Source organism: Phaeobacter sp. BS52, from assembly GCF_045040595.1.
Classification (GTDB): Bacteria; Pseudomonadota; Alphaproteobacteria; order Rhodobacterales; family Rhodobacteraceae; genus Phaeobacter; species Phaeobacter piscinae.
Genome location: NZ_CP090662.1, coordinates 1,521,567 through 1,546,418 on the forward strand (window position 1 = coordinate 1,521,567; position 24,852 = coordinate 1,546,418).

The 24,852-nt window shown below is 60.6% G+C and carries 19 protein-coding genes and 5 pseudogenes; 16 read left to right on the plus strand and 8 right to left on the minus strand.

Features of this window, described 5'->3' with window-relative positions; translation table 11 throughout:
* The first annotated feature begins 98 nt into the window (after positions 1-98).
* From L0Z65_RS07415 to mdoH, 4 genes and pseudogenes are all read left to right on the plus strand, one after another.
* Positions 99-1,463 (plus strand): tetratricopeptide repeat protein, encoded by a 1,365-nt coding sequence (locus L0Z65_RS07415; protein WP_405112042.1) that lies wholly within the window; start codon positions 99-101, stop codon positions 1,461-1,463.
* Positions 1,464-1,486: 23 nt separating this feature from the next.
* Positions 1,487-2,758, plus strand: coding sequence for an OpgC family protein (locus tag L0Z65_RS07420; protein ID WP_096871101.1), 1,272 nt, complete (start codon positions 1,487-1,489; stop codon positions 2,756-2,758).
* Positions 2,755-4,279 (plus strand): annotated as a pseudogene (locus tag L0Z65_RS07425) (glucan biosynthesis protein). Before L0Z65_RS07420 ends, L0Z65_RS07425 begins: the two are co-directional and overlap by 4 nt.
* Positions 4,276-6,186, plus strand: a complete 1,911-nt coding sequence (mdoH, locus tag L0Z65_RS07430; RefSeq protein WP_405112045.1) for a glucans biosynthesis glucosyltransferase MdoH — start codon at positions 4,276-4,278, stop codon at positions 6,184-6,186. Before L0Z65_RS07425 ends, mdoH begins: the two are co-directional and overlap by 4 nt.
* 106 nt (positions 6,187-6,292) lie before the next feature.
* On the opposite strand, the gene L0Z65_RS07435 is transcribed toward mdoH, so the two are convergent.
* Together L0Z65_RS07435 and L0Z65_RS07440 are read right to left on the minus strand one after the other, a co-directional pair.
* Positions 6,293-7,165: a PHB depolymerase family esterase gene (locus tag L0Z65_RS07435; protein ID WP_102897151.1), complete on the minus strand. Its 873-nt coding sequence runs from the start codon at positions 7,163-7,165 to the stop codon at positions 6,293-6,295.
* Complete coding sequence (locus tag L0Z65_RS07440; protein ID WP_405112048.1) at positions 7,165-7,728, minus strand: rhodanese-like domain-containing protein; 564 nt, start codon at positions 7,726-7,728, stop codon at positions 7,165-7,167. The genes L0Z65_RS07435 and L0Z65_RS07440 overlap by 1 nt, the downstream gene beginning before the upstream one ends.
* 264 nt (positions 7,729-7,992) lie before the next feature.
* Between L0Z65_RS07440 and L0Z65_RS07445 the strand changes: the two are divergent.
* From L0Z65_RS07445 to selD, 7 genes and pseudogenes are all read left to right on the plus strand, one after another.
* Positions 7,993-10,858 (plus strand): annotated as a pseudogene (locus L0Z65_RS07445) (monovalent cation/H+ antiporter subunit A).
* A gap of 2 nt (positions 10,859-10,860) precedes the next feature.
* Positions 10,861-11,215: pseudogene (locus L0Z65_RS07450) on the plus strand (Na+/H+ antiporter subunit C).
* A pseudogene (locus L0Z65_RS07455) lies at positions 11,212-12,783 on the plus strand (monovalent cation/H+ antiporter subunit D). Before L0Z65_RS07450 ends, L0Z65_RS07455 begins: the two co-directional pseudogenes overlap by 4 nt.
* Positions 12,780-13,277, plus strand: a complete 498-nt coding sequence (locus tag L0Z65_RS07460) for a Na+/H+ antiporter subunit E (RefSeq protein WP_014879732.1) — start codon at positions 12,780-12,782, stop codon at positions 13,275-13,277. Before L0Z65_RS07455 ends, L0Z65_RS07460 begins: the two are co-directional and overlap by 4 nt.
* Positions 13,274-13,543, plus strand: coding sequence for a K+/H+ antiporter subunit F (locus tag L0Z65_RS07465; RefSeq protein WP_014874349.1), 270 nt, complete (start codon positions 13,274-13,276; stop codon positions 13,541-13,543). The genes L0Z65_RS07460 and L0Z65_RS07465 overlap by 4 nt, the downstream gene beginning before the upstream one ends.
* Positions 13,544-13,552: 9 nt before the next feature.
* Positions 13,553-13,933, plus strand: a complete 381-nt coding sequence (locus tag L0Z65_RS07470) for a Na+/H+ antiporter subunit G (RefSeq protein WP_040173140.1) — start codon at positions 13,553-13,555, stop codon at positions 13,931-13,933.
* Between the two features lie 57 nt (positions 13,934-13,990).
* Positions 13,991-16,180 (plus strand): selenide, water dikinase SelD, encoded by a 2,190-nt coding sequence (gene selD / locus L0Z65_RS07475; protein WP_405112053.1) that lies wholly within the window; start codon positions 13,991-13,993, stop codon positions 16,178-16,180.
* 36 nt (positions 16,181-16,216) lie between these two features.
* Here selD and mnmH read toward each other — a convergent pair whose 3' ends face one another.
* Complete coding sequence (gene mnmH / locus L0Z65_RS07480; protein WP_405112056.1) at positions 16,217-17,278, minus strand: tRNA 2-selenouridine(34) synthase MnmH; 1,062 nt, start codon at positions 17,276-17,278, stop codon at positions 16,217-16,219.
* 166 nt (positions 17,279-17,444) lie between these two features.
* Here mnmH and L0Z65_RS07485 point away from each other — a divergent pair, with 166 nt between their 5' ends.
* On the plus strand, positions 17,445-17,936 hold the full coding sequence (locus L0Z65_RS07485; RefSeq protein ID WP_096871091.1) for a MarR family winged helix-turn-helix transcriptional regulator: 492 nt from the start codon (positions 17,445-17,447) through the stop codon (positions 17,934-17,936).
* Positions 17,937-18,037: 101 nt separating this feature from the next.
* On the opposite strand, the gene L0Z65_RS07490 is transcribed toward L0Z65_RS07485, so the two are convergent.
* Positions 18,038-18,346, minus strand: a complete 309-nt coding sequence (locus L0Z65_RS07490) for a DUF1992 domain-containing protein (protein WP_405112059.1) — start codon at positions 18,344-18,346, stop codon at positions 18,038-18,040.
* A gap of 99 nt (positions 18,347-18,445) precedes the next feature.
* Positions 18,446-20,024: pseudogene (locus tag L0Z65_RS07495) on the minus strand (bifunctional metallophosphatase/5'-nucleotidase).
* Between the two features lie 152 nt (positions 20,025-20,176).
* Between L0Z65_RS07495 and L0Z65_RS07500 the strand changes: the two are divergent.
* From L0Z65_RS07500 to arsC, 3 genes are read left to right on the plus strand one after another with little or no spacing between them, the layout of a single operon-like run.
* Complete coding sequence (locus tag L0Z65_RS07500; RefSeq protein ID WP_405112062.1) at positions 20,177-20,515, plus strand: DUF952 domain-containing protein; 339 nt, start codon at positions 20,177-20,179, stop codon at positions 20,513-20,515.
* Entirely contained in the window at positions 20,512-21,570 is a 1,059-nt protein-coding gene (locus tag L0Z65_RS07505; RefSeq protein ID WP_405112065.1) for a quinone-dependent dihydroorotate dehydrogenase, read from the plus strand. The genes L0Z65_RS07500 and L0Z65_RS07505 overlap by 4 nt, the downstream gene beginning before the upstream one ends.
* The gene (arsC, locus tag L0Z65_RS07510; RefSeq protein ID WP_405112068.1) at positions 21,567-21,908 is read left to right on the plus strand and encodes an arsenate reductase (glutaredoxin); all 342 of its coding nucleotides are present in this window, start codon (positions 21,567-21,569) and stop codon (positions 21,906-21,908) included. Before L0Z65_RS07505 ends, arsC begins: the two co-directional genes overlap by 4 nt.
* 34 nt (positions 21,909-21,942) lie before the next feature.
* On the opposite strand, the gene L0Z65_RS07515 is transcribed toward arsC, so the two are convergent.
* The 3 genes from L0Z65_RS07515 to L0Z65_RS07525 are packed head-to-tail and all read right to left on the minus strand — an operon-like array spanning position 21,943 to position 24,266.
* A complete protein-coding gene (locus L0Z65_RS07515; RefSeq protein ID WP_405112071.1) occupies positions 21,943-23,274 on the minus strand; it encodes an MATE family efflux transporter in 1,332 nt (443 codons plus the stop codon).
* 6 nt (positions 23,275-23,280) lie between these two features.
* Positions 23,281-23,847 (minus strand): PaaI family thioesterase, encoded by a 567-nt coding sequence (locus L0Z65_RS07520; RefSeq protein ID WP_405112074.1) that lies wholly within the window; start codon positions 23,845-23,847, stop codon positions 23,281-23,283.
* Positions 23,844-24,266, minus strand: coding sequence for a PaaI family thioesterase (locus tag L0Z65_RS07525; protein ID WP_040178706.1), 423 nt, complete (start codon positions 24,264-24,266; stop codon positions 23,844-23,846). Before L0Z65_RS07525 ends, L0Z65_RS07520 begins: the two co-directional genes overlap by 4 nt.
* Before the next feature lie 116 nt (positions 24,267-24,382).
* Between L0Z65_RS07525 and L0Z65_RS07530 the strand changes: the two genes are divergently transcribed.
* Positions 24,383-24,760, plus strand: a complete 378-nt coding sequence (locus L0Z65_RS07530; protein ID WP_024097600.1) for a MerR family DNA-binding transcriptional regulator — start codon at positions 24,383-24,385, stop codon at positions 24,758-24,760.
* Positions 24,761-24,852 lie beyond the last annotated feature (92 nt).

Sequence of the window (24,852 nt, forward strand, 5' to 3'; positions counted from 1 at the left end):
CACCAAACCGCGAGCGGGCATCGCGAGACGCGATAGCCTGCTTTAGGCTCGACGACAAAGCGCCACTGCTTTCGTTTTTGACACGGATCGGACAAACGATGATGCAAGATATTTTTGGCCAGGACACCAGCCTGACAGACGCCGCAGCCCTTGAGAACTGGAACGCCGTGCAGATGGGGGTTCTCTCGCATGCCGCCGCGGCGCCAACGCATCTCGGTGCCCTGCTGGAGGCCGCCCCGGACTTTGCACTGGCGCAGGCTGCCAAGGGCATGTTTGTCCTGCTCTTGGGCCGGGCAGAGCTGATGCAGGCAGCCCATGACGCCTATGCCGCTGCCAAGGCCACAGAAGACGGCGCCCTCCCGCGCGAGCGTCACTACATTGCAGCACTCGGAGCCTGGCTAGAGGGGCGTCCCTCCGCTGCAATTGCCGAGATGGAGACGGTGCTGCGCAACCATCCGGAAGACGCGCTGGCGATGAAACTGAGCCATGCAATCCGCTTCATTCTCGGTGACAGCACAGGCATGCGTCGGTCCATTGAACGCGTATTGCCTGCCTATGCGCCTGATCACGCCGGGCGGGGATATCTGCTTGGCTGTCATGCTTTCTCGCTTGAAGAGACGGGCGCTTATGATCTGGCCGACGCGACTGGCCGACAGGCACTCTGGATGGCGCCGGATGATGCCTGGGGTCTCCACGCCGTGGCCCATGTGCATGACATGACAGGCAATTCGCGCGCCGGGTTGGACTGGCTCACCGGGCGCGAGGAGGCCTGGGCACATTGCAACAATTTCCGCTACCACGTCTGGTGGCACAAAGCGCTAATGCACTTGGATCAAGGCCAAACCGAACAGGTTCTGGCGCTCTATGATCATGAGATCCGCAAGGATAAAACCGACGATTACCGCGACATCTCCAACGCCACCTCACTGCTGATGCGGCTGGAATTGGAGGGCGTGGCCATTGGCGACCGCTGGGAAGAACTGGCCGAGCTTTGTGCCAACCGCACCGAGGATGGCTGTCTGATCTTTGCTGACCTGCATTATCTGCTGGCGCTGGTTGGGGATGATCGCAAACTTGAGACCGATCAGCTGGTGCAGCGCATTCATGCCGACGCCCGTCGCGGCGCAAGTGAAAGCGATGCCCGCATGGCAACGCCCGGATGTGGTCTCGCGCTGGGGCTGGAGGCGTTTGGTGAAGGCAACTACAGCGAGGCCTTTGGATATCTGGCGACGGGCCGCAGTTCGCTGCAACTGGCCGGTGGCAGCCATGCCCAGCGGGACGTTTTTGAACGCGTAACCATTGATGCAGGCCTCCGGGCGGGCCGTCTGGATGCGGTGGAGGCTATTCTCAACGAACGGCGGGCCCTGCGAGGCGGCGCCGAAGACAGCTATGCCCAGGCGCGCCGCGCCCTGATTGCTGCCGGACGTGGTGCGCCAGGCGCACAAAGCGTCCCGGCAGAATAACCGAAGTAAGGACACGACAGCCTATGGCGACCATCTCGCCCTTTCCCGGTGCCAAGGGCACCGAGACCACACCAGTGGCCAATCGCCCGGTTGCCCCGCAATCGGACGTGCAGCCGCGTGCACCCCGTGATCCACGTCTGGACTTCTACCGGGGCATAGCGATGTTCATCATCCTCTGCGCCCATATCCCCGGCAACCGCTGGACCGGATGGATCCCGGCGCGGTTTGGCTTCTCCGACGCGACAGAGATCTTTGTCTTCTGTTCCGGCATGGCCTCGGCCATCGCCTTTGGTGGCACCTTTGGCCGTCAGGGATGGCTGATGGGCAGCGCACGGGTTCTGTTTCGCTGCTGGCAGGTGTTCTGGGCCCATATCGGACTGTTTGTGTTTATCGCGACCAGCATGGCGGCGCTGGATCTTTATGGCAGTTTCGACAAAAGCTATATCGCCTCGCTCAATCTGCGTCCGTTCTTTGAAAACCCGGTGCCGCAGCTGGTCGGGCTGATGACGCTCAGCTATGTGCCGAACTATTTCGACATCCTGCCGATGTATCTGGTTGTTCTGGCGCTGATGCCGCTGATGATGGGGCTGGAACGTATCGGGATCTGGGCGGTGGCTGCCGCTTCAATCGGGATCTGGCTGCTCGCCAATCCCTATATGGTTGGCCTTGGACCGGATGGGCTGTCGCTCTCGGCTGAACCTTGGTCCAGCCGGGAATGGTTCTTCAATCCCTTTGGCTGGCAACTTTTGTTCTTCACGGGTTTTGCCTTTATGAAGGGCTGGCTGCCAGCCCCGCCCGTTTCCCGCGTGCTAGTGGTCGTGGCCGCAGCCTACCTTGTCCTGCTGGCCCCGTTTGGGTCCTGGAAGGTCTTTCTCTGGGTCGAGGCCTGGAACCAGGATCTTGCCGACCTCATCCGTCCCACTTGGAAACAGACGGCGGAATGGCGGGAGAAAACCGACTTTGGCCTGCTGCGCTTTGGCCACTTCCTGTCGCTGGCCTATCTCGGTTGGGTGATCGCTGGTGAGGGTGGTCGACGCCTGATCGCATCCGGCCAGTCAACGGCGGCCCGCATCTGGGCCGTGCTCCTGTCGCTGATCACCAAGGTCGGTCAGCAATCGCTTGCGGTCTTTGTCTTCTCGATGGCACTGGCACGGCTCCTTGGCTTTGCCATGGACCTGACGGACCGGTCTGTCCTGACAACCGCATTTTTCAACCTCACAGGGTTTGGCCTGATCATTGGCTGCGCCTATATCGCTGCCTGGTTCAAATCGCATCCATGGAAAACCAAGAGATGAGAGCATTTTCGCGACGCACCTTTCTGGCAACGGCCTTGGCCAGCACCGCTCCGTTTGCGCTTGGCGCGCTGACATCGCCCGCATTGGCGACGGGTGGCCCTGCCTTTTCGCGCGAAACCGTGGTGTCCCTTGCCCGCGATCTCGCAGCCGCCCCCTATGCGCCCCGCGCCAGCGTTCCGCAGGACTGGCAGGAACAAAGCTATGAGGACTATCAGACCCGCTGGTTCCGTAGCCGTGACGCGCTCTGGTCGAAAACCCCGCGCAGTTACAACGTCGATTTCTTCCTGCCGGGGCTCTACTTCCCCCGCCCGGTAGAGATTTTCACCGTTGAAAATGGTCTGGCACAGCCAGTGGCCTTTGACCTGTCCCTGTTTGACAAAACCGATAAGGCGCCTGATCTCAGCATTGACGACAGCCTTGGCTATTCCGGCTTTCGCCTTCGCACCGATCTGAAAGAACCGGGCAAGAAAACCGAGTTCTGCGTCTTTCAGGGGGCGAGTTACTTCCGCGCCATCGGGGCCGCCCATACCTATGGGCTGTCGGCACGGGGACTGGCCGTGAACACGGCCACCGCAAAGGGTGAAGAATTCCCTGAATTCATATCGCTCTGGCTCGAAACTCCAGTACCAGGGCAAAAGAATATGGTGGTCCATGCCCTGATGGATTCCCCTTCGGTCACTGGTGCCTACCGGTTCGATATCCTGCCCGGTCAGAACACCGTGATGGAGGTCGAGGCGCGCCTCTTTGCCCGCGAAGAGCTGGACAATATCGGGCTTGGACCACTCACGTCGATGTTCCTCTTCGATCAGACCAACCGCAACCGGTTTGATGATTTCCGCCCCGCAGTCCATGACAGCGACGGGTTGCTGGTGGTCAACGGAAATGGCGAAACCCTATGGCGGCCGCTGGCCAACCCGAAAACGCTGCAACTGTCTTCCTTTGTCGATGAAAACCCGCGTGGCTTTGGCCTGATGCAGCGCCCAAGACTGCTGTCGGACTACGAGGATCTGGAGGCCCATTATCACCAGCGCCCGGCGCTTTGGGTGGAGCCGAAGGGCGGTTGGGGCAAGGGCGCGGTCACATTGGTGGAAATCCCGGCCGACAAAGAAATCTATGACAATATCGTCGCCTATTGGCGCCCACGTGAGAGTTACGCACCCGGTTCCGAAATCAATATCGATTACCGCCTGACCTGGGGCGATGGTCCGGACCTATCTGTGCCACAGGTGATCAACACGGCGGCTAGGCGCGCGGATCTTCGGGGATCCCGGTCGCATCATGACCATCGATTTTGCCGCCCACCCGATGTTTGCGGGCGGTGTGGATGATCTTGAGGCGCATATCACCTCTCCCCATGTCACCCCGACCGAAGGCGTATTGCAGGAAAACCCGGAAACCGGTGGTTTGCGGCTGGCGTTTGCCTTTGATCCGGGCGAGCGCGATCATGTCGAGCTGCGCGCAGAGCTACGCAAGGACGGTCAGCCCGCGTCAGAAGTCTGGCTATACCGGTGGACCAAATGACCAATTTTTCGCTGACCCCGCCGGAACAGCCACTTGCCATGCCGGAGCAGAACTTCGGCGCCTATTTTCAGGATCAGGCCTGCCCTGCTCTCGCTGACCGGATCCCCACATCCGCACAGACGGGTGAGGCAACGCAAGGGCAAGTCGCGCTCTGGCGGGTGCTGGCCTTTTCCCCGGCGATGGCGGCAACTGGCTTGCTGACCTGGGGGATGAAGGACTGGTTTGCCGCTGACGGGTTCTCTATTCTGGAAATAGCGCTTCTGGTGCTGATTTCCTTCAACTTTTTCTGGATCTGCTTTTCGGTCTCGACCGTTCTTCTAGGCCTCTGGGGTCTTTCGCAACGGCCGCGCGCCCTGGGGCGAGGCCGCCCGCAGCGGATGAAGGTCGCGCTCTTGATGCCGATCTACAATGAGGTGCCCTGGTATGTGCTGGGCAATGCCCAGTCGATGCTGGAAGAACTGCATGCCCGTGGCGGGGTCCATGACTATGCAATGTTCATCCTGTCCGACACCCGCGATGACGCCATCGCCGCGCAGGAACGCGCCAGCGTAGAGGCCCTGCGTGCGATGCTGCCTGCCGGAACCCAGCTTTACTATCGCCGCCGCGAAGATAACGCCGACCGCAAGGTTGGCAATATCGCCGATTGGGTGCGCCGCTGGGGCGCGGGTTGGGACGCCATGCTGGTGCTGGATGCCGATAGCCTGATGACGGGACGCGCGATCGCCCATCTGGCGGATGCGCTGGCCCGCGATCCCGGCGCGGGCCTCATTCAGAGCTACCCGCAGCTGATCGGCGCGCAGTCTGTCTTTGGCCGGATGCAGCAATTCGCCAATGGCGTATACGGTCTCGCACTCGCCGAAGGGTTGGCCCGCTGGGCCGGACACGAGGGCAACTACTGGGGCCATAACGCGATCATCCGCACCCGCGCCTTTGCCGCCTGCGCAGGGCTGCCACCGCTGCGCTCGGTCTTTGGCGGTGAGAAGCTGATCATGAGCCATGACTTCGTCGAAGCGGGCCTTCTGCGCCGTGCAGGCTGGAGTGTTCAGTTCCTGCCGCGTATCCGTGGCTCCTACGAGGAAACACCGCAGACGTTGATTGATCACGTGCTACGGGACCGACGCTGGTGTCAGGGCAACCTGCAGCACCTGAACCTCTTGAACGCCAAGGGCTTTCGCGCGCTGTCGCGGTTCCATCTGCTGCATGGGGCCATCGGTTATCTGATGGCACCGGTCTGGTTCGCGTTGCTGGTGATCTGGGCACTGATCGGACGCGGCGAGGAGGCCTCTGTCCTCACCTACTTCAGCGAAACCAACCCGCTGATGCCGTCTTGGCCCGACATGTCAGAGCCACGCCATGTGCTGGTGATCCTGCTGATCTATGCCATGTTGCTGGCGCCAAAATTGCTGGCTGTTGTCGCCCTGCCGATGACCGGCAGCCGGTTCTCCGAATATGGTGGCGCGGGTCGGTTTACCCTGTCGCTGTTCGTAGAGATCCTACTTGCGATCCTTTATGCGCCAATCCTGATGGTACAGCAGATGATTGCTGTGCTGCGCACTACCTTCGGCCTGCAAAAAGGCTGGTCGCCACAGGCACGCGACGGTGGCCGCTATTCCTGGCGGACGCTGATAACGTGCCATGCGCTGGAAACTGTCAGCGGGGTTGCCCTCTGGAGCGGTATTCTGGCGGGTGTGGTCTCTGTCTGGCTGCTGCCGATCGCGCTATCGCTGGTGCTGGCGGTGCCGCTGTCGGCGCTCTCTGGTGTGCCGTTGCAGCGCTTTGCCAAGGCCCTTCTGGCAACACGCGAAGTCCACAAAGAACCCCGCATCACCCGCATCGCCCGCGCCCGACGCAATCGGCTGCGCATGGCATTGGAGACCGTGCCGACGCATCGCACCGCAGCTGAGTGACACGCCCGAAATTGTGTGAATACGTAAACCCTGAGAGATTTTAGGAAATTTCTCAGGGTATTTTTATTCAAATATCGACATCAATATGACCGCGAAACTTGTTGCCTCATTGCGACAGTGCGATGTTCTCGACCCAATCCACCAGCCAGTTGGCCCAATCCCGTGGCACCCGGTGACCGCCCGCAAACAGCACCAATTCGATATCCGCGTTCGGTCCGCAGTCCCAGCGACGCCGCAGCTGACCGCCAGCGGACCAACTGCGGCTTGGCGCATGTGTGTCGCACCCGTTGGTATCCCGCCACAACTCCAGCCCGGCAAAGATATCGCCCTGCTGAAAGCGCCGGTTTCCCAAATAGCGCCCTTCCAGCGGCACCACCTCATCCGCCCATCCATGAGTATGCATCAGGCGGATTGGGCCCGCGCAGCTCTCTGGTTGAGGCCGCCAGAAACTGCCCGACACCGTTGCATAGGCAAGGAACTGCTCAGGTGACGAACACGCGAGATAGCTGACCATGAAGGCACCTGCGGAAAATCCTGATAATACAATCGACTCTCGGTCGATGTTAAACTTCTTTTCGGCATCTTTCAGGACTGCGTCGAAGAAGGCAGATTCGTCACGGCCACCGAAATCTGGCAAAAACGCCCAAGAGCGCGGGCCGCCGGGATTGCGGGGCAGCGCCGTGGGTGCGATGACCGCATAGCCGCGCCCGGTCAGCCCATCGACCATCGCCTGATTGCGCAGGGCGGCATCACCCGAGCCACCATAGCCGTGCAGAAACATCACGGCCGGGATTGCCGCGCCGGGTTGCGTGTCAGGTGGCGTGTCAGGCAGGACGATATGATAATCCCCGTCCTTGATCTGACAGGCATCACCCCGTGGGCCACATTCAGCCACGGCCACAGATGCGAGTGAGATCCCGGACAGCGCCACAGCAAAACCGAAGCACCAGCGACCAGCGCGCACAATCGCGGGCCGCATCAGCCCTGCCCCGTCCAGCGGGCGACGGGTAGATTGCTGCGCAACCAGCCCGGACCAGCGGCAGAGCCAAGCATGCCCTCAGGCACATCAATCACGTTGGAATACCCCGCCGCATCCAGCGCCAGCGTCACACGGGCCGAACGGACGCCGCGCGCGCAAATCAGCGCCAGCGCCGCGCTGCGATTGCCGCCGGTAACCTGATCAAGAGCCGCCAGAAAATCGTCGCGCCGCATATCAATCTGATGGCTGCCAACGGGTACGCCGCTCGCCCGCCATTCGCGCGGGGTGCGGATATCCACCAGGATCAGCTCATCTGCCTTGGCTTTCGCAAAGGCCTCCTCAACCGTCAGGCGCGGCAAATCATGGTCCGGGGGCTGGCGGCGCCACCAGACGTATCCACCGACACCCGCAACGGCCAACCCGCCAACAGCCACACCGGCACGCAGGAACCGACGCCGCGAGATCACAGAACCGCCCAGCCCGGACGTGAGTTGTGGAGTGTCGCCGCCGCCTTCGGACTGAGGATTGGAATTATCTGACCGTTTTGATTGAGAATGCGACATCTGGCCTCTCCCCTCACTGCAGGCGCCGTCCTACATGATCCAAGACCTAGCAGGTTCCTGCATAGTGTTCAGCATGAGACATCCCGCATGGTGATCAAGTTCTTGTCAACCTGACACCAGATCGCATCAAACCGGTGCGGTGCGCAAAAAACTAACCTGATCGCCGCTTTTGCAGGGTTTGCAGGCGCGGTCGGGGCTGGCACAGTTGCGAAAAATTGCTTAGGCACCAAACGATCTGGCCCTGTGCATGGAGGAGAACCGCACGTGTCCCTGTTCCTGATTGCAGCCCTGCCCTTTCTGGGCGCGGTTTTCCCCGCGCTATTGATCCGTGCCGGGCGCAATGCCTCGGCATCGGCGGCAGGCCTGACAACATTGCTCGCGTTTGTCGGACTGATGCTGCACGCCCCGGCGGTGATGCGCGGGGAGGTCATTCAGGCGCAATTCGACTGGCTGCCCGCCCTGGGGCTGAACGCCAACTTCTTTCTTGATGGACTAGGCTTCCTCTTTGCGGGGTTGATCCTTGGCATTGGTCTGCTGATCATCCTTTATGCGCGGTTTTACCTGTCGCGCGAAGATCCGATGGGCAATTTCTACACCTATCTTCTGCTGTTTCAGGGCGCGATGGTGGGGATTGTTACATCCGATAACATCCTGTTGCTGCTGATTTTCTGGGAACTCACCTCGCTCAGCTCCTTTCTGCTGATCGGTTACTGGAAACATCTGCCAGAGGGGCGCCAGGGCGCGCGCATGGCGTTAACCGTTACCGGTGCGGGTGGTCTGGCCATGATCGGTGGCATGCTGATCCTCGGCAATATCGTTGGCTCCTATGACCTGACCGTCATCCTCGGCGCGAAAGAGGTCATTCAGGCTTCGCCGCTGTATCTGCCCGCCTTGATCCTGATCCTGATCGGCGCATTCACCAAGTCAGCCCAGTTCCCGTTTCATTTCTGGCTGCCCCACGCAATGGCGGCGCCTACCCCGGTATCCGCCTATCTGCACTCCGCCACGATGGTGAAGGCAGGTCTGTTCCTGATGGCGCGGATGTGGCCCGTTCTGGCTTAAGCACGCCTGAGTGGTTTTATATCGTTGCGACAACCGGGCTGATCACCATGGTGCTGGGTGCGATCATCGCCCTGTTCAAGGATGATCTGAAGGCGCTTCTGGCGTTTTCAACCGTCAGCCATCTGGGGCTGATCACCATGCTCTTGGGCTTTGGCACCAAGTTTGCGGCGGTTGCCGCAGTGTTCCACATCATCAACCACGCGACCTTCAAGGCGGCGTTGTTTATGAGTGCCTGAGCATTGTCGACCACGAGGCCCATACACGCGACATCAAGCGTCTTGGCGGCCTGCGGCACCTGATGCCGATCACCTTTGCCATTGCGACGGTTGCGGCGCTGTCGATGGCCGGTATTCCACCCTTCAACGGCTTCCTGTCCAAGGAAATGATGCTCGAGGAAACCGTGCACACGGCCTGGGCTGGCTCACATTACTTGGTGCCTGGCCTCGCGCTGCTGGGGGCGCTGTTCTCTGCGGCGTATTCGTTCCGGTTTATCGCCCATGTTTTCCTCGGTCCGAAACGAGATGATTATCCGGCGACCCCGCATGATCCGGGTGCCGGTATGTGGCTGGCGCCTGCGTTCCTTGTGGGTCTGGTGGTGCTGATCGGCCTGTTCTCAGCCAAGATTGTCGGGCCACTTGTCGCCACAGCAGCCTCTGCGGTCATCGGTGGCGAGAAGCTGCCCTATTACTCTCTGAAACTCTGGCACGGGTTTACCCCGGCGCTCTATATGTCGATGGTCGCGGTTGTTGGCGGTGTGGTGCTGCTGATGCTGCACAAGCCACTGATGCGACTGTGGAATGCCACTCCGCGCCCTGAGGCAAAGGTGATTTTCGAGGCGCTGATTGCTGCCCTGACCCGCCTCGCGCGCGGGATCACCGACGGGATGCACAATGGCTCCATGCCGCGGTATGGCGGGATCATGATCACCTTCACGGCGGTGCTGTCCTACTACGCCTACCAATCCGGCACATTGGCGGCGCCGACACGAACCCTTCAGGATGTGGGCCTGATCCCGATCCTCGGTTGGGCCAGCCTGTTGATCGCCACTGGTTTCCTTGTCGCGATGCACCGAAATCGCCTGCTGGCACTGGTGCTGATTGGCGTTGTTGGTCTCGTGGTCTCCATGGGCTTCAACTACATGTCGGCCCCGGATCTCGCCCTGACGCAGATTTCGGTCGAGGTGGTCACCATCATCCTGATGCTGCTGGCGTTGAACTTCATGCCGAAAGAAACCCCGGTCGAAAGCTCCGGCGGTGCCCGTCTGCGCGATATCTCCATTGCCAGCGTTGCAGGTCTGGGCGTCGGCGGGCTGATCTATGCCCTCATGACCCGTGATTTCATCGGCGAGACGATTTCCGGCTTTCACCTTGAAAACTCCTACAAGGGCGGTGGCGGCACCAATGTGGTCAATGTGATCCTGGTCGATTTCCGGGGCTTTGACACCTTTGGCGAGATCATCGTGCTGGGGATTGCTGCACTAGTGATTTTTGCCCTGACCGAAGCGGTCTTGGGCACCCGCGTGCGGGCCTATCTGCTGAACCGCAAACCGGATCTGCCACAGGCCGGTGACTCCCATCCGATGATGATGGTGGTGGCGACCCGAGTGATGATGCCGCTGGCACTGATGGTGGCGGCCTATATCTTCTTCCGCGGGCACAACCTGCCCGGCGGTGGCTTTATCGCCGGTCTGATCGCAGCGATTGCTGTCATCATGCAATATATGGCGTCCGGCTTTGCCTGGGCGACTGAGCGGCAGCGCTACCCCTACCATGGCATCATCGGGTCCGGCGTACTTATTGCCGCCGCGACCGGCATGGGGTCGTGGTTCAGTGGCCAGCCATTCCTGACCAGCGCCTTTGGCTACATCCATTGGGCACCGCTGGAGGAGTTCGAATGGGCCACTGCGGCGCTGTTTGATCTGGGCGTGTTCCTGGCTGTCGTCGGCGCAGTTCTGCTGGCGCTGGAGAGCCTGTCGCGCTTTGCCTGGCAGCCGGGGACCGACAGCACCCATGCGATGGATATCAACCCGGCCCGCGATGATGTGGCCAAGACCGAGAACGAGGGCTGATTATGGAAATTCTAGTCGCTTCGGCCGTGGGCGTTCTGACCGCGGCTAAGCATCTACCTGATCCTGCGCCGTCGCAGCTTTCCCGTTATTCTTGGGCTGTCGCTGGTGTCCTATGCGGTGAACGTGTTCCTGTTTGCCACGGGCCGTCTGATGACCAATGCGCCTGCGATCCTCAACAAATACGAAGAGGTACCCTATACCGATCCACTGCCGCAGGCGCTGGTGCTCACCGCGATCGTGATCTCCTTTGGCATGACTGCCGTTGTCGTGATGATCGCGCTCGGGGCCTATCTGTCGTCGCAGGATGACCGGATCAACCTCAGCGACGACGATGCGAAAGCAGGAGAAGACGCATGAACCACCTTGTGATTGCGCCGATTGTCCTGCTAGCCCTTGTCGCACCCTTTATTATCATGGTGCTGCGCTACCATCTGGACCTGCAACGGATCTTTTCCGTTGCCAGCAGCGTGCTGGTACTGTGCCTGACGCTGGCGCTGGCCGCGCAGGCGGCGGATGGCACCGTGCAGGTCTATGAATTGGGCGACTGGTCAGCCCCCTTTGGGATCGTGCTTGTGCTGGATCGGCTGTCGGCGATGATGATCGTCCTCACCTCGGTGCTGGCGCTGGCGGTGGTGCTTTATGCAATTGGCACCGGTTGGGACTCCCGCGGAGCCAATTTCCACGCGTTGTTCCAGTTCCAGATCATGGGCATTCTGGGGGCCTTCATGACCGGGGATGCCTTCAACCTGTTTGTGTTCTTCGAGGTGCTGCTGATTGCCTCCTACGGGCTGATGATCCACGCAGGCGGTGCCAAACGGTTTCAGGCCGGTGTGCAATATGTGGTCTATAACCTCTTGGGCTCCACCCTGTTTCTGTTTGCCCTCGGCACCATCTACGCCGTCACCGGCACGCTGAACATGGCGGATCTGGCGGTCCGTGTAGCCGAGATGTCCGCCGAAGAAACCGCGCTTCTGAGGGTGGGCGCAGTGATGCTGCTCCTGGTTTTCGCGATCAAGGCTGCGGTTCTGCCGCTGCATTTCTGGTTGCCTAAGCCTCCTACAGCCATGCGCCCCTGCCTGTTGCTGCCCTGTTTGCGATCATGACAAAGGTCGGCGCCTATTCGATCCTGCGCGTCTATACCCTAATTTTTGGCCCGGACGTCGCAATCACCGAAGGGTTGGTTGGCGACTGGCTGCTGCCTGCCGCGCTGTTGACGCTTGCGGTAGGGGCTGTTGGTGTCCTCGGCTCTCGTGAGATCGGACGGCTGGTGGCCTTTGGCGCGATCACATCAATGGGCACGCTGTTGATTTCCATCGCGCTGTTTACCCCTGCTGCCACCGGCGCCGCGCTCTACTACATTGTCCATTCGACGCTAGCGACAGCACTGATGTTCCTGATAGCCGATCAAGTGATGGAGCGTCAGGGCGGCGCGGTTGCGGCGATGCGGTTGATGCCGCAGAGTGGTCTTCTGTCTGTGATGTTCTTTGTTGCTGCGATTGCGCTGGCGGGGATGCCGCCGCTCTCCGGCTTCATCGGTAAACTGCTGGTGATGGACGCCGCCCGCGATCATGATCTGGTCTGGTGGATCTGGGCGGTAATCCTGATTGGCTCTCTGGTGACGATCATCGGCCTGGCCCGTGCCGAGCACGCTGATCTTCTGGAAAAGCCATGGTTTGCCGGACAGCGATGTTGATCCTGATGCAGTCGCAAATACTGAGGACGACGATCTTCTGGACGGCGAGGCAACCGCAGCCCCTGCGGCGGCACCGGTTCTGCCGCTGGTGGTCTGCTTTGCCCTGATGACCGCACTTGTAATGCTCACCGTCTTTGCCGGGCCGATGACGCGTTATGCCGATGCAACCGCGGCCCAGCTGTTCACGCCAACCGCCTATATCGAAACCGTCCTCGGGGGGGCCTCAAAATGAAGCTGATGCGCCGCATACTGCCGCACCCGATCCTAACACTGGTGCTGACTGTGACTTGGCTGCTGCTGGTCAACGGCTGGTCTCTGAACTCCTTGGTCTTTGGCTTCATGCTGGGGGTTTTGATCCCCTTCCTGACGCAGCCCTACTGGCCGCAACAGCTGAAGATGAAAGGCCCGATGAAGATCATCGGCTATGTCCTCATCGTGCTTTACGATATTGTGGTTGCCAATCTGGTGGTCGCCAAGATCGTGCTGTTCAAACCCAATTCCCGCCGTCACCCCAATTGGGTGACTGTGCCGCTGGAGCTACGCACACCTGAGGCAATCACGGTATTGGCCGCAACAATCACCATGACCCCGGGGACCGTATCGGCGGACCTTTCGGCCGAGGGCCATGCGCTGCTGGTGCATTGCCTGGATGCGCCCGATCCGGAGGCGGTGCGCGACGACATCAAAGACCGCTACGAACGTCGCCTGAAGGAGATCTTCGAATGATCGAAACTGCTGCAATTTTTGCGTTCGTCTGCTTTGCATTATCGCTGCTGATGAACCTCTGGAAGGTCGTCTCGGCCGAGGATGTTGCTGACCGGATCCTCGCCCTGGACACCATGTTCATCAACGCGATCGCGCTGATGGTGCTTTATGGCTTGGCGCTTGGGACTGAGATCTTCTTTGAGGCGGCAATGATCATCGCCATGCTGGGATTTGTCTCCACTGTGGCCTATGCGCGGTTCATCCTGCGCGGCAATATCATCGAGTGAGGAGAGACCATGGACCAATTCTTTGACATCGTCATTGCCGGGTTTCTCGTGATCGGCGGGGTGTTCGGTATCGTCGGCTCATTCGGCCTGCTGAAACTCAACGACCGCATGTCGCGGCTGCATGCGCCAACGAAGGCAACAACGCTGGGCGTCGGCGGTGTGCTGCTAGCCTCCATGACCCATGCAGCGGTTTATGAGCACCACCTGTCGGTGCATGAGCTGATGATTACGCTGTTCCTGTTCCTGACCGCCCCGATCACGGCAAATTTCATTGCCAAGGTGCATATCCACCGCCATGACACCCCGGACAGCCTGCCGGACGCGGGCGAGGACAAAATCTGGGCGACCCATAAGAAGCCCGAGAACGAGGTGATCGGGCCTGAGGTCTGACCCCCCCCCCCCGCCCCTTTCGGAGGGGGTCTTTCATCCGGGACCCAACCTGTCCGGGTGACCCTGCGCAGACCGGTGGACGACAACAATGCATGCCCCCCCCTCCCCCTGACCAAAGACGTGGTGTTGATCGGCGGCGGGCACACGCATGCGCTGGTGCTGCGCAAATGGGGAATGCGCCCCTTGGCAGGCGCGCGCTTGACCGTCATCAACCCCGGCCCCACCGCGCCCTACTCCGGGATGCTACCCGGCTTCGTCGCCGGGCACTATGATCGGGGCGCGTTGGACATTGATCTGGTGAAGCTGGCGCGCTTTGCAGGCGCGCGGCTTATTCTCGGGGCTGCGGAACACATCGATACGACCGCCCGGCAGGTACATGTCGCGGGCCGCCCGCCTATTGCCTACGACGTTGCAGCGATCAATCTCGGCATCACGTCCGCGATGCCGGACATGGCCGGGTTTCAGGACCACGCGATCCCGGCCAAGCCGCTGGGCCGCTTTGCCGCCAGCTGGGCTACATATCTGGAGGGAGATGGCCCGGCCCATGTTGCGGTGATCGGCGGTGGCGTGGCCGGGGTGGAACTGATCCTCGCCATGGCCCATGCCCTGCGCGCCCGCAGGCGACTGGCCCAGGCCACGCTGATTGACCGTGGCACCATCCTTGATGACGCAGGCAGCAAAGCTCAGGCCCGGCTGCGAAAAGCGCTGCATGATTTGGGTGTTACCGTGATTGAGCAGGCTACGATCACGCAGATTGAAGCCGCCCATGTGGTGCTGGATGATGGCCGGGCCATCCGCTCCGATTTCACATCAGGCGCGGCGGGCGCGCGCCCGTATTCTTGGCTTTCCAATAGCGGTCTGGATCTGCACCATGGTTTTGTCCGCGTGGACAGCGCCCTGCAAACCAGCCAGACAGGTGTCTTTGCCAGCGGCGACTGCGCCCATTTCAGCACGGATCCACGCCCCAAGGCCGGGGTCTACGCAGTGCGTCAGGCGCCGGTGCTTTACAACAATCTGCGTGCCAGCCTGACCAAGGATCCGCTGCGCCAGTATCAACCTCAAAAGGACTATCTGAAACTGATCTCCATGGGCGACAAAAGTGCCGTGGGCGAACGGTTCGGCCAGACCTTCTCCGGCAGTTGGATCTGGCGTTGGAAAGACCACATTGATCAGACCTTCATGGCGCAGTTCCGCGACCTCCCACAGATGGAAACCCCGGCTTTACCCCCAGAACACACCCATGATCTGCCCGAGGTACTTGGAGAAAAGCCGATGTGCGGTGGCTGCGGCGCGAAGGTTGGCGCCCGCGCCCTGAAGGCCACGCTCAGTTCAGCGCCAGAGGTGCGGCGCGCGGATATCACACCCCTGCCCGGTGATGATGCAGCGCTGTTGATGACTGGAGGGGAGCAACAGGTTCTCAGCACCGATCACCTGCGGGCCTTTACCGCTGATCCGGTGGTGATGGCACGGATCGCGGCGGTGCATGCGCTTGGCGATATCTGGGCCATGGGCGCCGCCCCGCAGGCCGCAACCGCCAATCTGATCCTGCCGAAACTGTCACCAGAGTTACAGGCCCGGACCCTGCATGAAATCATGGTCGCCGCCGGTGAGATCATCCGCGACGCGGGGGCCGATATCGTTGGCGGCCACACCTCTGTCGGGGATGAGCTGACCATCGGGTTTAGTGTCACCGGGCTCTGTCACAGGCAGCCCATCACCCTGGCCGGGGCGCAGCCCGGAGATGCGCTGATCCTGACCAAACCGCTTGGCACCGGTGTGATCATGGCCGCTGAAATGACCGGGGCTGCTGATGGGGCGGTCGTGGCGGGGGCTTTGACCTCCATGAGCCAGCCGCAAGGCCAGGCTGCTGAGCTGCTGTGCGGTGCCCATGCAATGACGGATGTGACCGGGTTCGGGCTGCTGGGGCATCTCCTTGGGATATGTGAGGCATCCAAGCTCGGCGCTGAGCTTCGTCTTGATGCGATGCCCTATCTGCCCGGTGCCGCTGCCCTGTCGGCGCGGGGGATCCGGTCCTCTCTGTTTGCAGAAAACGCCGCCCAGTTGCCGGAGATTTCCACCGGTGGCGTGCAGGATCTGTTGTTTGATCCGCAAACGGCCGGTGGCCTGCTGGCTGCGCTCCCCATGAGGCAGGCAGAAGCCCTGTTGCCGCAACTGCGCACCCATGCCCCGCATGCCACCATCATCGGCCATATGTCAGATACGGCAGGCGCGATTACTCTCGTCTAAGGTGGGTGTAGCGTTGCAGACTTCCCGCACGGAAGGTTATCCGAGCGACAACTGATCAAGTTCACCAAGCAGATCTGCGGCCAGCCGGTCCAGATCAGCCTCCCCAAGATCCCCGGCCCGAAGTGTCGCGACAACATCGGCACCAATGCTCCGGCGCGCAGTCTCATAAGCCGGATCGTAGTGCTGCACCATCAACGCCTCCGTCAGCGCTGGTTTGTCGCCTGCATCAATCAACTGCAACCAGCCATCGACCACAGCGTTGGAGCGATGCGCCCGCAACCCATCCAACCGGACACGCAGCATGTCACCATTGGACAGGATATCATCGTACCCCGCCAATAGGTAGCGGCAGCGCGCAGCAATGGAGGCCTCAATCTCAATCCGCGGGGCGCGTTTCATTCCGGACCACAGTCGCGGCGGAATGATCCGAGCACCAATCTTGCTGGACTCCGCCTCCACCAACACAGGGCGATCCGGTGTCATCCGCGCCAACTGGCCAGCTATTTCGGACTCAAACGCCTTCTGGCTCGGCTGCGGCGTCGGGTGATCGCCCAGCAGTGAGCCGCGATGATGCGCCAACCCTTCCAGATCCAGAACCTGGCCGCCAAGAGATTGAACCCGTTTCAGAATTTCCGTTTTGGCGGTGCCAGTATATCCATCAAGCGCTACAAAACGATGCGGCAGTTCCGTTTTATATAGATAGTCATTCACCAGACGGCGGTAGCTTTGATAGCCGCCCTCAACCACATCCGCGCGCCAACCGATCTGTTGCAGCAACCAGGTAAAGCTGCCCGAGCGCTGACCACCCCGCCAGCAATAGACCAGTGGCCGCCAGGAACCGGGATGATGGCTTAACCTTTGTTCAACATGATCAGCGGCATTGCGAAACACTTTGGCCGCACCCACTTTGCGCGCCAAAAACGGGCTTTGCTGAACGTAGATCGTTCCGACTTCCGCGCGTTCTTCATTGTCCAAAACCGGCAGGTTGATGGCACCGGGCCAGTGATCCTCGGCGAATTCGGCGGGACTCCGCACGTCAATGACACAATCGTAGTCCTGATCGAGGATATCGGATAGCGATGTAAAACGAATGGCCATATCCGATGATCTACAGCGCCACGGACGTAAGGAAAAGTCGCATTCCCTTCGCCCTGTAAACATTTTATTATGGCTCGAAGATTCGTTTGAAATTCTATCTATTGTTCCACCGCACCCGGCCCTGTCGGATGTGCACGGGATCCTTTTGTCCAACGGGAGGTAGGACATGTCAGAGCCACCGGTAGATACCTTGCAGTTCCCGGGCCATCTGATCCGGCGATTGCACCAAATTTCTGTAGCGCTGTTTGCGGACCATATGGCGCGCAATGACATCGACCTGACCCCGGTTCAGTTTGCCGCCATCGAAGCGGTGGCCCATGAACCCGGCGTAGATCAGGCCACGATTGCCGCCCGCATAGCCTATGATCGGGCGACGCTTGGCAAGGTGATCGACCGGCTGGAAGCCAAAGCGCTGATCCAGCGCGATGTCTCAACGACGGATCGGCGCGCTCGGGTGGTTACGTTGACCGACAGCGGGCATTCTCTGCTGCGCCGCGCCCTACCGATAGTTGAGGAGTTGCAGGCTGATATTCTGACCGGCCTCAGCCCCGCCGAGCAGGTGCAGATGACCACGCTGCTGACGAAGGCTACGCAGGTCGGCGACCGTTTGCGCCGCGCACCGCACCGGGCCCCGGCAGCCCCGCTGAAAGACGACTAACCGAACTCCCAGAACGCCCAAAGGGCTGCATAATATCGGCACGTTACGAACGACGGGATGACCCGACCGGCCCCTACCAGCAAACATCCACCGATGGGGCGTTATTTTCCATATGCCTTACGTGCCAGATCAATACGGGCCTCAAGCATCGACATCTCTTTCATGATGTCCTGACGCCTTGTCCGGTCGCCTGTGTCGAGCAGCTGCTGTCGCAGATCGGCCAGTGTCCGGGATAGGCTGACAAATTCCGGCACCCCGCCACTCTCCTGAACCAAACGATTGACCAGCGCGTTCTCCGGGTCATCGACGTGGCGCAGCGGCTTGCCTGCCCCTGACAAATTGTCAAAAGCGCCATCGGCCTCCGCCTTCTCGATGCGGGCATTGATAAGGTCAATCAGCGGGTGGTCCATAACCGTCTTATGCCCCAACAAAGGCAAAAAACAAAGACCGCGCCAGATATATGGCGCGGTCCAGTTTACTTTAATAAGCAGCGCAGCCGCTGCCGTCACTCACTTCTGGCTGATGCGGCCGTCGGTGTAGGGTTTATAGGGCGAATTTTCGACCAGATATTCTGCCATCACGTCAGCCAGATCCGGGCCGAAGTCATAGGCGTTCTTGTCGTCACCCGCGAAGACCTTGTAACCGTCGCCGCCATTGCGGACGTAGTTGTTGGTGACAACCACATAGGTCTTGGCCGGATCAATCGGTGCGAAACTGTCACCTTCGCCAACCATGACATCCTGAATGCGGCCCTCATTAGGGGCAACCGTGGGATCCCAGGTGAACTTCAGACCAGCGACCTGCGGGAAGCGGCCCTTGATCTCTTCAACCTGACTTACCCCGTTCTCCAGCGCCGCAATCACCTCCTCACCGGTGATTTCAAAGGTCGAGAGCGTGTTCTGGAACGGCAGCACCGTCAGGACCTCGCCCATGGTGACCTCACCCGGTTCCAGGCTCGCGCGGATCCCGCCCGAGTTGGCGATGGCGATGCTGACGCCCTGATCCTTCACCCGGTCGAGCATAGCATCAGCCACCAGATTGCCCATCTGACATTCCTGAACGCGGCAATTGTTGCGGTCGCCGTCAACCGCTTCTGCGCTCTCTGCAACAACCTTGTTGCGGATCTCATCCAGCGGTTTGGCCAGCTCAGCGATACGGGCAACGGTGCCTTCGTCCTCAGTAACGGTACCGTCCATAATCAGCGGCTCACCCACCGCCTCAACGACATTCCCGGCATCGTCAAAGGTCACGTTCAGTTCGCCCAGAAACTTGCCATAGGCATAGGCCTGCACGATGGCCACGTCATTCACAGTGGTCGGATAAGGGCCTGCCGCCTTGTCCGAAGTGTTGGAGAGATATGTATTGCTGTGACCGCCGACGATTACATCAACCCCCGTGGTACCCGCCGCAACCCGCTGATCAACTGCATAGCCCGAATGGCTGAGCACGATGATCTTGTTCACGCCCTCGGCAGTCAGCCTGTCGACCTCGCCCTGCACCGCATCTACCGGATTGGTAAAGGTGATGTTCTTGCCCGGGCTCGCCAGATCAGGCGTATCTTCAGGGGTGAGACCAATGAGGCCAATCTTCTCACCACCGCGTTCGATCACGGTGGATTTCTTCAGCACATCCGCCAGTGCTAGGCTCACCGCTGACATCCGCATTGGACATCAGAACCGGGAACTGAACAGAGTCCATAAAGCCGCGCAGCACCTCAGGCCCATCGTCGAACTCATGGTTGCCAACGGTCATACCGTCATAACCCAGCTTGTTCATCATCTCGGCGGCAACTTTGCCCTTGTAGTAGGTATAATAGAGCGACCCCTGAAACTGGTCGCCCCCATCCACAAGAATACTGTTGTTGCTGCGCGCGCGCGCATCTGCAAGCGCGGTCACCAGACGCGCGGATCCACCAAAGCACTTGCCTTCGGCATTGTCGCCTTCGCGGCAGCCGCTGTCATATTTGCTGATCGGCTCAAACCGCGAGTGGAAGTCATTGGTGTGCAGAATGGTCAGCTTGTAATCCGCTGCGGCGACCCCCGCCGTCAGGCCAAGCGCGGCAACAGACGTCAAAAAACGCGTCATCATGAAAACATACTCCCTTATTGTTCTATTGGGCGAATGGTGCGGGGAAACGCGGGCGCAGTCAAAGGGGAAAAATCCACCACCCCACTGCCCTTGCGTCAACAGGCACCATATTCGGCCTTGATTCAGCCGGACACGCAGGGCATCACCGCGCCATGCTGATCTATAAAATCTTCCGCACCGACGAATGGACCACCCTGCAGACAGAGGGCGAGACCCTCGGCGCCCCGATCGATCTCAGCGATGGCTACATTCATTTCTCCACCGCCAGCCAATCGCAGGAAACAGCGGCCAAACATTTTGCAGGCGCTGACGGACTGTGGCTGATCGCGGTAGAGGCCGATCACCTTGGCGATGACCTGCACTGGGAAGTCTCGCGCGGCGGGGCCGAGTTCCCGCATCTCTATCGCAAGATGACCATGGAGGACGTGCTCTGGGCCAAGCCGCTGCCGCTGGTCGATGGCACGCATCAATTCCCGGAGGACATGGCGTGAGCCTGACCGAACGTCTCGCCCTTGCGGCGCTGCACCGCTGTGATCCAGAGGCCGCCCATGGCCTGTCGATCAAGGCGCTGAAAATGGGTCTGACGCCGACGCCTGGCCCGGTCACATCTGCGCGGCTTACGACACGGATCGCGGGCCTTGATCTGCCCAACCCGGTTGGATTGGCCGCTGGCTTTGACAAAAACGCAGAGGCGCTGCGCCCGCTCAGCCAGGCCGGTTTCGGGTTCATTGAAGTAGGCGCAGCCACCCCCCGGCCCCAACCCGGCAACCCCAAGCCCCGCCTGTTTCGCCTGACCGAAGATCAGGCCGCGATCAACCGGTTCGGCTTCAACAATGAGGGCATGGCGGTGATCGGCCAGCGCCTCGCGGCCCGTCCACAGGATGCTGTGATCGGCCTCAACCTTGGCGCCAACAAGGACAGCGGCGATCGCGCGGCAGATTTTGCCAAGGTGCTGGCCCATTGCGGCGCGCATCTGGATTTCGCCACGGTCAATGTCTCCTCTCCCAACACCGAAAAACTGCGCGACCTCCAGGGCAAGGCGGCGCTCTCGGCCCTGCTCAACGGCGTGATCGAGACTCGCGACGGGTTGGATAGGCGGGTGCCTGTGTTCCTGAAAATCGCGCCGGATCTGGATCGCGCCGGGATCGAAGATATCGCTGAAGTCGTTGTTGAAACTGGGATTGATGCGGTGATTGCCACCAACACCACGCTTGAGCGGACAGGGCTCAACAGCGCCCATCGCGGCGAAGCGGGCGGGCTATCTGGTGCGCCACTGTTTGAGAAATCCACCCGCGTTCTGGCGCAGCTGTCTGAGCTGCTCGACGACCGCGTACCACTCGTGGGCGTCGGTGGCATCTCCACCCCGGAGCAGGCCTATGCCAAGATCTGCGCTGGCGCCTCGGCTGTGCAATTCTATACGGCCATGGTCTATGCGGGGCTGTCGCTGGCCGGTGACATCGCGCGCGGGCTGGATCAGCTGCTGGCGCGAGACGGGTTCTCCAACGTCACTGAGGCCGTTGGCAGTAAAAGAGGAGACTGGCTATGATCACCTATTGGCACAATCCGCGTTGCTCCAAATCCCGTGCGGGCCTTGCCCTGCTGGAAGAGCGCGGCGCGACGGTGACTGTGCGGCTTTATCTCAATGATGCTCCGTCAGAGGCTGAGCTGACTGCGGTTCAGGCAAAGCTTGGTGTTCGCGCAATCGATATGATGCGCAAGGGTGAGAAGATCTTCAAAGAGCTGACCCTCAGCACGACCGATGACGACACGCGCCTGATCGCAGCGATGGCGGCCCACCCGATCCTGATTGAGCGCCCCATTGCAATCACCGGGGAAACTGCAATCATCGGTCGTCCAACCGAGGGTCTCACTGCGCTCCTCTGACCACTCCCGAGTATTTCGAGAAAAGTCCGCCGCGCTAGCTGCCGACCTGCGCTTCCAGTCGTGGATAGCGCAGACCAAGCGTGGTGCCGCGCGCCAAATTCAGCACCATCAGCGCCGCCCAAAGCCCGTGGTTGCCCAGTGTTGGCACCAGAACAACAAGCGCAACGGCGTAGATTGCCACCGATTGCAGCATCGCTATCCGCATATCTCGGGTCCAGGTGGCACCGATGTAAATGCCGTCAAACATGTAGCTGGCGACGCTGATCAGCGGCAGGATGGCCGCCCAGATCAAATAATCACGCCCCGCCGCGCGCACCTCCTCAGACGTGGACATCACGTCAATCAGCCACCCACCGCCAAGCCAGAAGAGCAGCCCTAGCGCAATTGCGCCGCCAACGCCCCATTGGCTGGCCACAACCGCCGCGCGCCGCAGCTGCATCCGCGCCTTGGCCCCCACTGCGCTGCCGACCAGCGCCTCTGCGGAGAAGGCAAAGCCGTCTAGCGCAAAGGCGGTGATTTCAACAAATTGCAGCAGCACCTGATTGGCCGCCAGCGTGACATCGCCCAGATCGGCCCCAATGAACAGGAAGGTGGTAAAAGACCCGGTCAGTAAGACAGAGCGGATCATGATGTCGCCATTCACCTGCATCATACGCTTAAGCCGAACCGGATCAAAGACCCGCGACCAGTTGCGCCACTGACGCCCCGCAAAGGCATCACGACACAGCCAAAGCCCCAGCGCAAGGCCGCTCCACTCCGCAATAAGGGTCGCGGCGGCGACACCCTCAACGCCCCAGCCAAGGCTCAGCACAAACCACAGATCCAGAAGGATATTGAGGCCATTCATCCAGATCTGGAGCACAAAGACCCCGCGCGTCCGCTCCACCGCGATCAACCAGCCGGTCACCGCATAGAGCGCGATGGTCGCGGGCGCGCCCCAAATCCGGATTTCCAGATAGGCCCGCGCCAGCCCTTCGACCTCGGCACTGGCTGGCGCCAGCGCAAAGGCGCCCCAGAACACAGCGGCCTGTCCGACGATGAACATGGCGCCCGCAGCGAAGGCCAGTAGGATGCCCCGGGTCAGCAGCGCGCCGGTCTCGGCCCAGTCGCCAGCACCGCGCGCCTGCGCAGCGAGCCCTGTGGTGCCCATCCGTAGAAATCCGAAGATCCAGTAGATCGTCGCCAGAATGACCGCCCCGATGCCAACCGCGCCAATTGGTGCCGCCTGCCCCATCTGGCCAACCACGCCGGTATCCACCGCGCCCAGGATCGGGACGGTGGCATTCGACAGCACGATCGGCAGCGCGATTTTCAAAACGCGCTTATGGGTGATCGGCTTGGCCCCTTCGGCGGCGACGCTTGTCATCTGCGCCTAAGCCTTATCGCCCGGCGCAGCATCTGCCACAAACTCCGGCGAGGTTGAGGATTGCGTGGCCGCCTCCTGCGGCATCAGAAAGTGACCCGTTGCCTGAGCAAAAAGCTTGTCCCGGTGATCCTGCCAAGCCGCCACATGGACCGAGGCATAGCGTCGACCTGACCGCGACACCGTGGCCCGTGCATAGGCATCCCTCGGCAAGCCTGACCGCAGGTAGTCCACCGTGAAATCAATGGTCTTGGGCTGGCGTGGCAGCTTGCCAGAGGCCAATTCTTCGACATCAAGACTGCCGCTTTCGATGCGTTCCCAGAGATTCGCCCAGGTGAGTGTCATGACCGCCGTCATCTCCAGAAACGCGGCCGTCACGCCACCATGAATGGCCGGAAGAAATGGGTTGCCGATCAGCTTATGGCTGAAATTCAACTGAGCCGTCAGCTCATCTCCGCGGCGGTCAAATGTGATGTTGAGAAAGCGCGCATAGGGCACGGACGCCACAAGGGCGGCGAGCGCTGCATCGCGCCGCTGTTTCACCACTTGGACGGGTTCGGGACGGGGGCGGCTCAAAACTTGCTCTCCACTGTAAAGGCGCCTACTGCGGTCGCGACCGGGTTTGCCTCGTCCTCGTCCATGGCGGTGGCGCGCACAAAGGCGACATTGCGGGTCATGTGATGACAGGTGGCACGGGTCAGGATCCGTTGTCCGGGAGTTGCCGCGCGCATGTAATCAATGCGCAGATCAATGGTTGCAGTCCCCCCTGGCCCCGAAGGATGGCACATCACCGCAGCCCCGCAACAGGTATCCATCAGCGCCGATACAGCCCCCCCATGGATAACCCCGGTTTCCGGATCCCCAATCAGCTTCTCATCATAGGGCATGATAATCTCGGCGGTGCCCTCCCCCAGTTCCGTCAACCTCATCCCCAGCTCTTGCGCGTGAGGAATGGCTTCTATGAACTGTCGCGCAAATCGCGTCTTGTCGACCATGAGGCCCCCTGTTGTTTTGATTTCCTCTTTATCAGCCATACCTTGGCCGAAGAGCAAGCCCAGCGGTTGAACCCCCTGTCGGTTGCGCTTAGTTTGCGGGTAAGGGAGAATTGAGAATGACCGAACAGAAATTGTCATTCAAGGAGATGTGCAGCGAATTCGACGTGACCCCGCGCACGCTTCGCTACTATGAGTACATCGAATTGTTGCAGCCCGACCGTGAAGGTCGATCCCGCTTTTATGGCGCCCGTGAGCGCGCCCGGATGAAGCTGATCATGCGTGGACGTAAGTTCGGCTTTCAGCTGGAAGAGATCCGCCAATGGCTGCTGATCTATGAGAATGAGGGCGATGAGGCGCAAAACCGCGCGTTTGTCGAAATGGCCGACCGCCAGATGGGTGAGCTGCGCAAGCAGCGCGAGCAGCTGGACGAGGCCCTGCAGGAGCTTCACGACCTGCGCGCCACGACGCTGAGCCTGCTGTCGCAGGACGCCTGACCGTTGCCCCTGTGGGGGAACTTATCATCGGCTCACCACCCGAAACGCCCCGCCAGTTTGGTGGGGCGTTTTGTGATTCCACCCAAATCACC

What these genes read in the sequence shown, in the direction of transcription:
- L0Z65_RS07515 (WP_405112071.1), bottom strand. Translation starts at nt 23,274, where the DNA reads ATGACAAGCGTCGCCGCCGAAGGGGCCAAGCCGATCACCCATAAGCGC.
- L0Z65_RS07485 (WP_096871091.1), top strand. Translation starts at nt 17,445, where the DNA reads ATGTCAGAGCCACCGGTAGATACCTTGCAGTTCCCGGGCCATCTGATC.
- L0Z65_RS07420 (WP_096871101.1), top strand. Translation starts at nt 1,487, where the DNA reads ATGGCGACCATCTCGCCCTTTCCCGGTGCCAAGGGCACCGAGACCACA.
- L0Z65_RS07460 (WP_014879732.1), top strand. Translation starts at nt 12,780, where the DNA reads ATGAAGCTGATGCGCCGCATACTGCCGCACCCGATCCTAACACTGGTG.
- mnmH (WP_405112056.1), bottom strand. Translation starts at nt 17,278, where the DNA reads ATGGCCATTCGTTTTACATCGCTATCCGATATCCTCGATCAGGACTAC.
- mdoH (WP_405112045.1), top strand. Translation starts at nt 4,276, where the DNA reads ATGACCAATTTTTCGCTGACCCCGCCGGAACAGCCACTTGCCATGCCG.
- L0Z65_RS07440 (WP_405112048.1), bottom strand. Translation starts at nt 7,728, where the DNA reads ATGTCGCATTCTCAATCAAAACGGTCAGATAATTCCAATCCTCAGTCC.
- L0Z65_RS07470 (WP_040173140.1), top strand. Translation starts at nt 13,553, where the DNA reads ATGGACCAATTCTTTGACATCGTCATTGCCGGGTTTCTCGTGATCGGC.
- L0Z65_RS07490 (WP_405112059.1), bottom strand. Translation starts at nt 18,346, where the DNA reads ATGGACCACCCGCTGATTGACCTTATCAATGCCCGCATCGAGAAGGCG.
- arsC (WP_405112068.1), top strand. Translation starts at nt 21,567, where the DNA reads ATGATCACCTATTGGCACAATCCGCGTTGCTCCAAATCCCGTGCGGGC.
- L0Z65_RS07435 (WP_102897151.1), bottom strand. Translation starts at nt 7,165, where the DNA reads ATGCGGCCCGCGATTGTGCGCGCTGGTCGCTGGTGCTTCGGTTTTGCT.
- L0Z65_RS07530 (WP_024097600.1), top strand. Translation starts at nt 24,383, where the DNA reads ATGACCGAACAGAAATTGTCATTCAAGGAGATGTGCAGCGAATTCGAC.
- L0Z65_RS07500 (WP_405112062.1), top strand. Translation starts at nt 20,177, where the DNA reads ATGCTGATCTATAAAATCTTCCGCACCGACGAATGGACCACCCTGCAG.
- L0Z65_RS07415 (WP_405112042.1), top strand. Translation starts at nt 99, where the DNA reads ATGATGCAAGATATTTTTGGCCAGGACACCAGCCTGACAGACGCCGCA.
- L0Z65_RS07465 (WP_014874349.1), top strand. Translation starts at nt 13,274, where the DNA reads ATGATCGAAACTGCTGCAATTTTTGCGTTCGTCTGCTTTGCATTATCG.
- L0Z65_RS07525 (WP_040178706.1), bottom strand. Translation starts at nt 24,266, where the DNA reads ATGGTCGACAAGACGCGATTTGCGCGACAGTTCATAGAAGCCATTCCT.